At 70.1% G+C, this 11,700-nt stretch carries 9 protein-coding genes and 2 tRNA genes; 4 read left to right on the plus strand and 7 right to left on the minus strand.

The annotated features are described in order from the left end of the window. The first annotated feature begins 192 nt into the window (after positions 1–192). Both SACSA_RS0108825 and SACSA_RS0108830 read left to right on the plus strand, forming a co-directional pair. Positions 193–2,442: an RNA degradosome polyphosphate kinase gene (locus SACSA_RS0108825; RefSeq protein ID WP_232212893.1), complete on the plus strand. Its 2,250-nt coding sequence runs from the start codon at positions 193–195 to the stop codon at positions 2,440–2,442. Beyond that, positions 2,439–3,380, plus strand: a complete 942-nt coding sequence (locus SACSA_RS0108830) for an NUDIX hydrolase (RefSeq protein ID WP_028661701.1) — start codon at positions 2,439–2,441, stop codon at positions 3,378–3,380. Before SACSA_RS0108825 ends, SACSA_RS0108830 begins: the two co-directional genes overlap by 4 nt. A gap of 146 nt (positions 3,381–3,526) precedes the next feature. Here SACSA_RS0108830 and SACSA_RS0108835 read toward each other — a convergent pair whose 3' ends face one another. The 3 genes from SACSA_RS0108835 to leuC form a co-directional block, all read right to left on the minus strand. Then, the gene (locus SACSA_RS0108835) at positions 3,527–4,501 is read right to left on the minus strand and encodes an HU family DNA-binding protein (protein WP_019815170.1); all 975 of its coding nucleotides are present in this window, start codon (positions 4,499–4,501) and stop codon (positions 3,527–3,529) included. Positions 4,502–4,768: 267 nt separating this feature from the next. Beyond that, on the minus strand, positions 4,769–5,362 hold the full coding sequence (gene leuD, locus SACSA_RS0108840) for a 3-isopropylmalate dehydratase small subunit (RefSeq protein WP_019815172.1): 594 nt from the start codon (positions 5,360–5,362) through the stop codon (positions 4,769–4,771). A gap of 59 nt (positions 5,363–5,421) precedes the next feature. After that, positions 5,422–6,837 (minus strand): 3-isopropylmalate dehydratase large subunit, encoded by a 1,416-nt coding sequence (gene leuC, locus SACSA_RS0108845; RefSeq protein ID WP_019815174.1) that lies wholly within the window; start codon positions 6,835–6,837, stop codon positions 5,422–5,424. 89 nt (positions 6,838–6,926) lie between these two features. On the opposite strand from leuC, the gene SACSA_RS0108850 reads away from it, so the two are divergent. Then, positions 6,927–7,664: an IclR family transcriptional regulator gene (locus SACSA_RS0108850; RefSeq protein ID WP_019815176.1), complete on the plus strand. Its 738-nt coding sequence runs from the start codon at positions 6,927–6,929 to the stop codon at positions 7,662–7,664. A gap of 307 nt (positions 7,665–7,971) precedes the next feature. On the opposite strand, the gene SACSA_RS0108855 is transcribed toward SACSA_RS0108850, so the two are convergent. The 4 genes from SACSA_RS0108855 to gltX form a co-directional block, all read right to left on the minus strand. Further along, positions 7,972–8,047: transfer RNA gene (locus SACSA_RS0108855), tRNA-Glu, on the minus strand. A 52-nt stretch (positions 8,048–8,099) separates the two neighbouring features. Further along, a tRNA-Gln gene (locus tag SACSA_RS0108860) sits at positions 8,100–8,171 on the minus strand. A 91-nt stretch (positions 8,172–8,262) separates the two neighbouring features. Then, on the minus strand, positions 8,263–8,955 hold the full coding sequence (locus SACSA_RS0108865; RefSeq protein ID WP_028661703.1) for an HAD family hydrolase: 693 nt from the start codon (positions 8,953–8,955) through the stop codon (positions 8,263–8,265). Positions 8,956–9,125: 170 nt separating this feature from the next. Beyond that, positions 9,126–10,613 (minus strand): glutamate--tRNA ligase, encoded by a 1,488-nt coding sequence (gene gltX / locus SACSA_RS0108870; RefSeq protein ID WP_019815180.1) that lies wholly within the window; start codon positions 10,611–10,613, stop codon positions 9,126–9,128. 87 nt (positions 10,614–10,700) lie between these two features. Between gltX and SACSA_RS22145 the strand changes: the two genes are divergently transcribed. Then, positions 10,701–11,700, plus strand: a 1,000-nt coding sequence (locus SACSA_RS22145) for an FAD-dependent oxidoreductase (protein ID WP_019815182.1), incomplete at its 3' end; no start/stop codon positions are given.

The raw sequence follows: 11,700 nt of genomic DNA on the forward strand, positions 1-11,700 counted from the left end.
GGCGACCTGGAACACGCCCGCCTGCTCGGCCTCGGCGATCGCACCGGAGCGCTGCTCGATCACCACGCGTGCCTGCCGCGCTGACCCCGGCAACGCCCGCGACGCCTGCCACGACCGGGCCTGGCGGGCGGGCACGCGCCGTGCCGGAGCACACCTGCTCGGCCGCCTCCGTTCCGCCACGGATGAGGGACAATGGCCGCTGTGAGCGACGACGAGAGCACGGCTTCGGCCACCGCTTCCGGGTTCGGTGACGGCTCCGGCCGCCGACAGGTCACCACCACCCCGCCTCCCGGGGAAACGACCGGTAACGGGCGTCCGCACGAGTTCCACACCGTGCCCTCGGCGCCTCCGGCGGTCACGGGGGTGACGTCCGAGGCCGACACCCTCCCCGACGACCGCTACGTCAACCGCGAGCTCTCCTGGCAGGACTTCAACGCCCGGGTGCTGGCCCTGGCCGAGGACGAGTCCCAGCCCTTGCTCGAACGGGCCAAGTTCCTGGCCATCTTCGCGTCCAATCTGGATGAGTTCTACATGGTGCGGGTCGCGGGGCTCAAGCGCCGTGAGCAGACCGGGTTGTCGGTGCGCAGCGCCGACGGGCTGACCCCCAGCGAGCAACTCGCCTACGTCGCCGAGCGCAACCGGGAACTGGTCCAGCGGCACGCGCTCGCGTTCGAACGCGGAGTGCGGCCCGCGCTGGAGGCCGAGGGCGTGCGGCTGGTGCGCTGGTCGGAGCTCGACACCGACGACCGGAGCAGGCTGTCGGCCTACTTCACCCGCCAGATCTTCCCGGTTCTCACTCCGCTGGCAGTCGACCCGGCGCACCCGTTCCCGTACATCTCCGGGCTCTCACTCAACCTCGCCGTGACGGTGCGCGACCCGGAGGGCGGTACCGAACGCTTCGCCCGGGTCAAGGTCCCGAACAACGTGCCGAGACTGGTGCGCGTCGAACACGCGGGCGGCCGGGTGGCCACCTTCCTGCCGCTGGAGGAACTCATCGCCGCCCACCTCGACGAGTTGTTCAGCGGCATGCAGGTGATCGAGCACCACGTGTTCCGGGTCACCCGCAACGCCGACTTCGAGGTGGAGGAGGACCGGGACGAGGACCTGCTCCAGGCGCTGGAGCGTGAGCTGGCGCAGCGCCGGTTCGGTCCGCCGGTGCGGCTGGAGGTCGCGCGGGACATGACCGAGCACATGCTCGAACTCCTGCTGCGCGAGCTCGAGGTCGATCCCCAGGACGTCGTGGAGGTCCCCGGCCTGCTCGACCTGAACTGTCTGAACCAGCTGTACTCGCTCAACCGCAAGGAGCTCAAGGACCCGCCGTTCGTCCCGGCCACGCATCCGGCCTTCGGCGAGCGGGAGACCCCGAAGAGCGTGTTCTCCACCCTGCGCGACGGCGACGTGCTCGTGCACCACCCCTACGACTCGTTCTCCACGAGCGTGCAGCGGTTCGTGGAGCAGGCCGCCGCCGACGACAAGGTGCTCGCCATCAAACAGACGCTGTACCGCACCTCGGGCACCTCCGGCGAATCCCCGATCGTGGACGCGCTCATCGACGCCGCCGAGGCGGGCAAGCAGGTCGTCGCGCTCGTGGAGATCAAGGCGCGGTTCGACGAACAGGCCAACATCACCTGGGCACGCACGCTCGAACGCGCCGGAGTGCATGTCGTCTACGGCCTCGTGGGCCTCAAGACCCACTGCAAGATCGCGCTCGTGGTGCGCCAGGAAGGGGCGACGATCCGTCGCTACTGTCACCTCGGCACGGGCAACTACAACCCGAAAACCGCCCGCCTCTACGAGGACATCGGCCTGCTCACCGCCGACCCGGCGATCGGGGCGGATCTGACCGACCTGTTCAACGTGCTCACCGGCTACTCCCGCCAGCAGACCTACCGCAACGTGCTCACCGCACCGAACGACATCCGGCGCGGCCTGCTGGCCTTCATCTCCGACGAGATCGACCTCGCACGGGCGGGTGAACCGGCGGGAGTGCGCATCAAGTGCAACTCACTGGTGGACGAGCGGGTCATCGACGGCCTGTACCGGGCCTCACAGGCGGGCGTGCCGGTGGAGGTCGTGGTGCGGGGGATCTGCGCGCTCAAGCCGGGTGTGCCGGGGCTGAGCGAGAACATCGTGGTCCGCTCGATCCTCGGCCGTTTCCTCGAACACTCCCGCATCTTCCACTTCCGGGGCGCGGACACGTACTGGATCGGCAGTGCCGACATCATGCACCGCAACCTCGACCGCCGCATCGAGGCGATCGTGCGGGTGGTCGATCCCAAACTCACGGCCCAGCTCGACGACGTGCTCGACTCCGCGCTGGACCCGCTCACCCGGTGCTGGGTACTGCGCCCTTCGGGGGAATGGGTACCCTCTCCGGCGGACAGCGGCCAGGTCCGCGACCATCAGATGGAATTGCTGCGCAAGCACGGAGCCGCCGGGTGAGCAAGGTTGTACGAGCCGCGGGGGCGGTGCTGTGGCGGCGCCCCCTCGGCGCGGATGTCGAAGTCGCCGTCGTCCACCGTCCCCACTACGACGACTGGTCCCTGCCGAAGGGGAAACTGGACGCGGGCGAAACGAGCGCGGTGGCCGCCGCGCGGGAAGTCACCGAGGAAACGGGATACGAACCCGTCCTCGACCGATTCCTCACTGTCGTCGAATACACCGTCGGCTCCGCCGGCAAGACGGTCGAGTATTTCGCCGCCCGCGCCGTGGCGGGTGGGTTCCTGCCCAACGCGGAAGTGGACGAGCTGCGCTGGCTGCCGCTTGCCCGGGCGCGGGAGCTACTCAGCTACGACACCGACGTGCGGGTGCTCGACGTCTTCGCCGCGCGGCAGCCGGACCTGACGACGCTGCTGCTCGTGCGGCACGCCAAGGCTGGCAACCGGGAGAACTGGACCGGCGACGACGACCTGCGCCCGCTCTCTGATGCCGGGGTGCGCCAGGCCCGCGCGCTGCGGGTCCTGCTGCGCGCGTTCCGCCCCGACCGGGTGGTGTCGGCGCCACGCCTGCGGTGTGTGCAGACGGTGCAGTCCGTGGCCGACGACGCGGGCGTCGAGGTGGAACTGGAGCCACGCCTGTCCGAGGAGGGCTACGCGAGCGACCCCGTCGAGGGACTCGCGCTCCTGCGCGCCCTCGCCGCAACCGGCGGCACGCCCGTCGTGTGCAGCCAGGGCGGTGCGATTCCCGGCCTCGTGGCCACCCTGGCCGAGCAGGACGGCGTCGAAGTGCAGCGCAAGAAGTCGGGTGAGGTGCCGAGCAAGAAGGGCTCGGCGTGGCTGCTCTCCTTCGACGCCGATGCGCGCCTGGTCTCGGCGCATTACCTGTCCAGCCCGTTACCGGAGCCGGTGACGAGTGAACTGACCGACGCCTCCCCCGGCTGACGACGGCGTTCCCGGCCCCTTGCGCGGCGCGGGGCTTCCGCGCGCGCCCGCGAAGGCGAGGGAATTCTCCGGTACGAAACTCGGCAGGGCCCCGCGCCGGATGGCATGGGGCCCTGCCGAGAGTGGTCGGTGCCGGTCGCGCCGACCTACTTGGTGCGCGTCGCGGTGGTCTTCTTCGCGGCCGCGGTCGTCTTCTTCGCCGTCGAGGACTTCGCCGTCGAGGACTTCGCCGTGGACGCCTTGGCCGTCGAGGTCTTCGACGGCGCGGACTTGCTGGTCGAGGTCTTCGCGGTCGAGGTCTTGGCGGTGGTCCTCGGCGCCGTCTTCGCCGCCGCCTTGGTGGTCTTGGCAGGACTCTTCTTCGCCGTGGACGACGACTTCGCCGACGACGACTTCGTTCCCGACGACTTGCTCGCCGTGCTCGACTTCGCCGCCGTGGACTTGCTCGTGGCCGACTTCGCCGTGGACGCCTTGGCGGTCGACGACTTGGCCGTCGACGACTTCGCGCTCGAACCCTTCGCGGTCGAGGACTTCGCGGTCGAGGACTTGGCCGAGGACGCCTTGCCCGCCGTGCTGGACTTCGCCGTCGACGACTTCGCGGTCGAGGCCCGGCCCGTGCTCTTCGGCGCGGCCTTGGTGGCCGTGCTCTTCGCGGTGGTGCTCTTGCTCGTGGTCGCCTTGGACGTTCCGCGGGAGGACGTCGTACCAGGCGCCGTCGTGGACCGTGTACGGCTCGTCGTGGTGCGCGTGGAGGTCGGCCGGCTGGTCGCCCTCGACGTGCTCGCGCCGCGCGAGGAGGTCGAGGCGGTGGCACGCTTGGTCGTGGTCGCCTTCGGCAGCTTCTTGGCGCCGCTGACCACATCCTTGAACGTCGTGCCCGCCCGGAAGGCCGGGACGTTGGTCTTCTTGACCCGCACTGTCTCGCCGGTGCGCGGGTTCCTCGCGGTACGGGCGGCACGGGCACGCTTCTCGAACACACCGAAGCCGGTGATGTTCACCTTCTCACCCTTGTTCACCGTACGAATGATGATGTCGACGAGGTCGTCGACAGCCTGGGACGCGACCTTCTTGTCGCCCAAGCGCTCGGAGAGCGCTTCGATGAGTTGGGCCTTGTTGGCCATTCCAGTCCTCCAAGAAGAACTACGTGTTACCCGGCCACACCGGCCGACATGCGCACACGGTATTACCAACGCAGCACAAATTCCAAACGGCACGCGGATTTTTCCTTACGGCGTGCGCCACTTCCGGCGCACGCGCGGCGCTCGGGCGGCGCATTCGGCGTGCGTCCGGCGTCGGGTCCGTCGCTGTTCGACCGTGCCGGAGGAGGAGAAACGGCCTGGCGACGGCGGCGGATTCGGCTCGGGGCGCCGAATCCGCCGCACCACGGCCTACCTCGGCGTGGTCACCGGTTTGTACGAGGGACGCCCACGCTCGAAGGTCTCGATGTCGTCGGCGTGCCGCAGCGTCAGGGCGATGTCGTCGAGTCCGGCCATCAGCCGCCAGCGCGTGTAGTCGTCGATCGCGAAATCGGCGGAGAAGCCGTCCGCGCTGACAGTCCTGTTCTCCAGATCGACGGTGACCTCGGCGCCCGGACGCTCGTCGAGCAGCCGCTGTAACCGCTCGACGTCGGTCTGCGCGCACTCGGCGGTCACCAGGCCCTGTTTGCCCGCGTTCCCCCGGAAGATGTCGGCGAATCGGGAGGAGATCACCACCCGGAAGCCGTAATCCATCAGCGCCCAGACGGCGTGCTCACGCGACGATCCCGTCCCGAAGTCCGGGCCCGCCACAAGGACACTGCCCTGCCGGTAGGGCTCGGAGTTCAACACGAAGTCCTCGTCGCCGCGCCACGCGGCGAACAGGCCGTCCTCGAAGCCGGTCCGGGAGACGCGCTTCAGGTAGACGGCCGGGATGATCTGGTCGGTGTCCACGTTAGACGCGCGCAGCGGGACGCCGACGCCGGTGTGGGTCGTGAAGGGTTCCATGCTCGATCGCCTCTCTCTCGGCCGCGGCCGGATGTCGTGGTGGGTGCGTGCGGGCGGTGTCAGTCCAGGTCCTCGGGTGAGGCCAGCGTGCCCCGCACGGCCGTGGCCGCGGCCACCAGCGGCGACACCAGATGGGTCCTGCCGCCCTTGCCCTGCCTGCCCTCGAAGTTGCGGTTCGAGGTCGACGCGCTGCGCTCGCCGGGCGCGAGCTGGTCGGGGTTCATGCCCAGGCACATCGAGCACCCCGCCTGCCGCCACTCGGCGCCCGCCTCGGCGAAGACCGCGTCGAGCCCTTCGGCCTCGGCCACCTGGCGCACCCGCATGGAACCGGGGACGACCAGCATCCGCACGCCGTCGGCGACCCGGCGGCCGCGCAGGACCTCGGCGGCGGCCCGCAGGTCCTCGATCCGCCCGTTGGTGCACGAGCCGAGGAAGACGGTGTCCACGGCGACGTCGCGCAGCGGCGTCCCGGGGCGGAGATCCATATAGGACAGGGCCTTCTCGGCGGCGGCCCGCTCCGTCTCGTCGGCCATCGTCGCCGGGTCGGGCACCGATTCCCCCAGCGGCAGACCCTGACCGGGGTTCGTGCCCCAGGTCACGAACGGAGTCAGCGTGCTCGCGTCGATGCGCACCTCGGCGTCGAACTCCGCGTCGTCGTCGGTGCGCAGCTCCCGCCACGCCTCGACGGCGGCGTCCCACTCGGCCCCGGACGGGGCGTGCGGGCGGTCCTTGAGGTAGGCGAACGTCGTTTCGTCCGGCGCGATCATCCCGGCCCGCGCGCCCGCCTCGATGGACATGTTGCAGATCGTCATGCGCGCTTCCATCGACAGCGACTCGATGGCGCTGCCCCGGTACTCCAGCACGTGTCCCTGCCCACCGCCGGTGCCGATGCGCGCGATGACGGCGAGGATGATGTCCTTGGCGGTGACGCCGGGGCGCAGCCTGCCGTCCACCGTGATCGCCATCGTCTTGAACGGCCGCAGCGGCAGGGTTTGGGTCGCGAGCACGTGCTCGACCTCGGACGTGCCGATGCCGAACGCCATCGCCCCGAACGCACCGTGGGTCGAGGTGTGACTGTCCCCGCAGACCACGGTCATGCCCGGCTGGGTCAGGCCGAGCTGGGGCCCGATGACGTGCACGATGCCCTGTTCCGCATCGCCCATCGGGTGCAACCGGACGCCGAACTCCTCGCAGTTGCGGCGCAGGGTGTCGACCTGTGTACGCGACACGGGGTCGGCGATCGGCAACTCGGTGCCCACGGTGGGGACGTTGTGGTCCTCGGTGGCGATCGTGAGATCGGGACGCCGCACCGGCCGCCCCGCCAGCCGCAGCCCGTCGAAGGCCTGTGGACTGGTGACCTCGTGCACCAGGTGCAGGTCGATGTAGAGCAGGTCCGGTTCGGCTCCTTCGCCTCGGCGCACCGTGTGCGCGTCCCACACCTTCTCCGCCAGTGTGCGGCCCCGCCTTTCGGTCATCAGGGCTCCTCCGTAACCGTGTCGCGTAGCGAGCGGACTCACTTCTCGGAATGTGGACATCCCAAATCGCGAGATTGTAGTATCGCTTTGTGGGACAACCCGATGTTAGCAAGCAGGACGACGCGGAACAGCAGCAGAGCGGGATCGGCGTGCTGGACAAGGCCGTGGCGGTGTTGCACGCGGCCGCCGAGCAGCCGTGCGGACTGGCCGAGTTGTGCGCGCGGACCGGGCTTCCCCGGGCGACCGCGCACCGGCTCGCCGTCGGCCTCGAAGTACACCGCATGTTGCGGCGCGACCCCGAGGGGCGGTGGCATCCCGGCACGGCCCTGGCGGAACTGGCGGGCGGCAGCGTGGACCCGTTGCTGGATGCGGCCAGTGTGATCCTGCCCGAGTTGCGGGACGCCACGGGCGAGAGTGTGCAGCTCTACCGCAGGGAGGGCGTCGTGCGCGTGTGCGTGTCCGCGGCCGAACCGCCCAGCGGGCTGCGGGACACGGTTCCGGTCGGCGCACGGTTACCGATGACCGCGGGGTCGGGAGCGAAGGTGCTGGCCGCCTGGGCGGACGCGCACACCCAGCAGGCGATCCTGGCCGACGCGGTGTTCGGCGAGCGGACGTTACTGGAAGTGCGGCGCCGGGGATGGGCGCAGAGTGTGGCCGAACGCGAGCCGGGTGTCGCCAGTGTTTCGGCACCGGTGCGCGATCAGGCGGGCAACGTCGTCGCGGCGGTGTCGGTCTCGGGCCCCGTGGAACGCATCGGCAGGCGCCCCGGCGCGCGATGGGCCACCGACCTTCTCGAGGCCGCCCAGTCACTCCACGACCACCTCTGACCCCCGCGAGTTGCCCCTGCGAGCCCGCGAGTTGCCCCTGCGAGCCCGCGAGTTGCCCTGACCGAGCCGGGGAGTCGCCTGACGAGGCAGCCCACCTCGGCGCGGCCCTGAGGTCAGCTCGGGCGGCGCCAGAAGGACCCGGGCGTCGTGGAAGGACAACTGACGCGCGACAGGGGGCAACTCGGTTCCTCGAGCGGGCAACTCGCGAACCGCGAGGGGCAACTCACGGGTCATGGGGGGCAACTCGCGGGAGTAGAAAGGAAAAAAGAGTAGGGCCCCTCCGCTGGGCGGAGGGGCCCTACCCCTGTGGTACCCCCGATGGGATTCGAACCCACGCTACCGGCGTGAGAGGCCGGCGTCCTAGGCCGCTAGACGACGGGGGCTTGCTCTGTGTTGCGGAAGCGATCTTACCAGACCGGATTTCCCGCTCCGCAGCTGGGGTACCAGGACTCGAACCTAGACTAACTGAACCAGAATCAGTCGTGCTGCCGATTACACCATACCCCAACGGGCGCCTCACCGAAGCGCTTCAGCTCGGCGCCGTTGTGTGTAAATACTAGACCATGCCCTCAGCGGCCCGGCAACGGGCCCCCGCCTCTCATCGCGGACTGGGGACCCCCACCCGAGCGAACTCGGAGACGAGCAGCTCAGGTAGCTGCGCCAGGCTCGCGACCACGTGCACGCCGGAGGGAACGACGGCCGCACTACCGGAGCGGTCGAGCCAGACACCCACCAGGCCCGCGTCCCGGGCACCGGCCGCGTCGGTGCGGAGCTTGTCGCCCACGTGAACCGCCTGGGCGGGGTCACACCCGAGCGTGGAGCACACGTCGTGGAACATCACAGGGTCGGGTTTGGCCACGCCCATCTCACCCGCGATCGCCACATGGTCGAAGAACCGCCCGAGACCGAGGCCGTCGAGCTTGTCCCGCTGGTGATCCCCGGAGGCGTTCGTCACGGCCGCGAGGCGGACGCCGGCGGCGGTGAGCCACTCGAGACACGGCAGCACGTCGTCGAACAGGCGCCAGTTCGCGCGCAGCAACTCCTTGCGCCGCGCCTCGAACTCCTCGGCCTCCGGCCGCTGGACCGCGACACCGAGCTCGGCCAGGAACGCGCGGGTGCGCCGCGCGTGCATGGTGGCGTATTCCAGTTCGCCGGCCACCACACGGGAGACGTGCTCGTCGGTCACGCGCTCCCACAGGGGCCACAGGTCGGTCCTGCCGACCAGCCGCTCCAGTGATCTTCGCCCTGCCGCCGAGAAATCGATCAGCGTGTCGTCGATGTCCAGACACACCAACCGCAGCTCGGGAGGCGTCCAGGGCGCGCAACCGTCGAGTTCGGAACCGGTGTGCGATGCCGTCGGGGAGCCGAGCACAAAAGCCACCACGCGAGGCTAGGGCACTTTTGGCGTGCTCGACTCGGCTGACGAGGTGATAAAACCGGGTCTGTTTCGGTCCAGGATCTCTACGCTGCGTGGCCCGGCAGCGCCCGCCGCAGCCGGGAGAGTGACACGTCCCGGCCGAGCAGTTCCATGGACTCGTACAGCGGCGGCGACACCGTGCGCCCGGTCACCGCGACCCGCACGGGCGCGAATGCCTTGCGCGGCTTGAGACCCAGGCCGTCGACCAGCGCCTCCCTCAGCGCCGTCTCGATGCGATCGGTCTCCCACTCCGGCAGCGCCTCCAGTGCCTCGATCGAGGCGCGGAGCACGGGTTCGGCGTCGGCCCCCAGCGCCTTCGCCGCCGCGGCCTCCTCCGGCGCGAAGGTCGCCTCGTCGACGAAAAGGAAGCGCACCAACGGGGCCACCTCGGACAGCACGGCCACCCGCTCCCGCACCAGGGGCGCGATCCCGCGCAGGGTGGCGAGGCCGCGCTCGTCCGGTTCGTCGGGGAGCACACCGGCCGCGCTCAGGTACGGCAGGCAGCGCTGGACGAAGTCCTCGGTCTCCAGTGCGCGCACATGGGTGCCGTTGATCGCCTCGGCCTTCTTCGCGTCGAACCGCGCGGGGTTCGCGCTGACCTTGGTGATCTCGAAGGCCTCCACGAGCTCGTCCACGGTGAAGATGTCGCGGTCATCGGCGATCGACCAGCCGAGCAGGGCGAGGTAGTTGAGCAGCCCTTCGCGGATGAAGCCCCGTTCCCTGTGGTGGAACAGGTTCGACTGCGGATCGCGTTTGGACAACTTCTTGTTGCCCTCACCGAGCACCGAAGGAAGGTGGCCGAACTCGGGCACGAAGTCGGTGACGCCGATTCTGCGCAGCGCGTGGTACAGGGCGATCTGCCGGGGAGTCGAGGGCAGCAGGTCCTCACCCCGCAGCACGTGGGTGATGCGCATGAGCGCGTCGTCGACCGGGTTGGTCAGGGTGTAGAGCGGGCGGCCGTTGGCCCGCACGAGCACGGGGTCGGGCACCGTGCCCGCCTTGAACGTGATCTCCCCGCGCACCAGGTCGGTCCAGGTGAGGTCCTCGTCCGGCATCCGGAGCCGCAGCACCGGGCTACGGCCCTCGTCCCGGAAGCGCCGCCGGTCGGCCTCGGTGAGGTCGCGGTCGTAGTTGTCGTAGCCGAGCTGCGGGTCCTGGCCTGCCGCCCTGCGCCGCTGCTCGACCTCTTCGTTGGTGGAGAAGGCCTCGTACAGCTCCCCCGCGTCGAGCAGACGGCGGGCGATGTCGGTGTAGATCTCGCCGCGCTCGCTCTGCCGGTACGGGCCGTACTCGCCGCCTACTCCGGGCCCCTCGTCCCAGTCGAGCCCGAGCCAGTCCAGCGCGTCCAGCAGGGCCTCATAGGACTCCTCGCTGTCCCGGGCCGCGTCGGTGTCCTCGATGCGGAACACGAGCGTGCCGCCGTGGTGGCGGGCGAACGCCCAGTTGAACAGCGCCGTGCGGATCAGCCCCACGTGCGGGGTTCCGGTCGGCGACGGGCAGAAGCGGGCGCGTACGGCCTTCGTCTCACTCATAGCGCCGTTCAGCCTAGCGCCCTTGACGGCACCACCCACGCCGTGCATCGTGAACTTATTCAACACTCGATGAATTCGGAGGCGGCGATGAGCGAAGCCACGAAGGGCCAGATGGGCGAGCGCGAACGCACGACGTGCGTGGTGATCGGCGGGGGCCCCGCGGGGATGGTGCTCGGGCTCCTGCTCGCCCGCGCGGGGGTCGAGGTGACCGTGCTGGAGAAGCACGACGACTTCCTGCGTGACTTCCGCGGTGACACCGTGCATCCGTCGACCCTCGCCCTGCTCGACGAACTCGGCCTCGGCGACCGGTTCGCCGCCCTCCCCCAGAGCAGGCTCACCGAGATCGCCTTCCCCACAGGCGAGAACGATCGCGTGGTCGTCGGCGACCTCACGCGGTTACGGGTCGCGCACCCCTACATCGCCATGGTCCCCCAGTGGGACTTTCTCACCCTGCTCGCCGACGCGGGCAACCGCGAGCCGACCTTCTCCCTGCGGATGGGCACCGAGGTGACCGACCTCGCCTACGACGGCGGCCGGGTCGCCGGAGTGCGCTACCGCACCCGGGACGGCGCGACCGGGACGCTGCGTGCCGAACTCACCGTGGCCTGCGACGGCCGGGAGTCCCTCGCGCGCGAGCGGGCGGGACTGCGCCCGGTCGAGGCGCCGGTGCCGATGGACGCGTGGTGGTTCCGGCTCAGCCGCGAGCCCGGCGACATGACCTCGTTGACCCCGCTCATGCGGGACGGGCGGTTCGGCATCGTCATCCCTCGGCAGGGCTACCACCAGATCGCCTACCTCGGGCGCAAGGGAATCGATCCCGAGCTGCGCGCGGCCGGGATCGAGGCGTTCCGCGACGAGGTGGCGCGGGTCCTGCCGCGACTGGCCGACCGCGTCGGCGAACTGACGGACATGCACGACGTCAAGCACCTCGACGTCCGGCTGAACCGGCTGCGGCGCTGGCACACGAGCGGGCTGCTCTGCCTCGGCGACGCGGCGCACGCGATGTCGCCGATCGGCGGCGTGGGGATCAACCTCGCCGTTGCCGACGCCGTGGCCGCCGCCCGGCTGCTGGCGCGGCCCCTGCGGA

The sequence above is a fragment of the Saccharomonospora saliphila YIM 90502 genome (assembly GCF_000383795.1).
Lineage (GTDB): Bacteria > Actinomycetota > Actinomycetes > Mycobacteriales > Pseudonocardiaceae > Saccharomonospora > Saccharomonospora saliphila.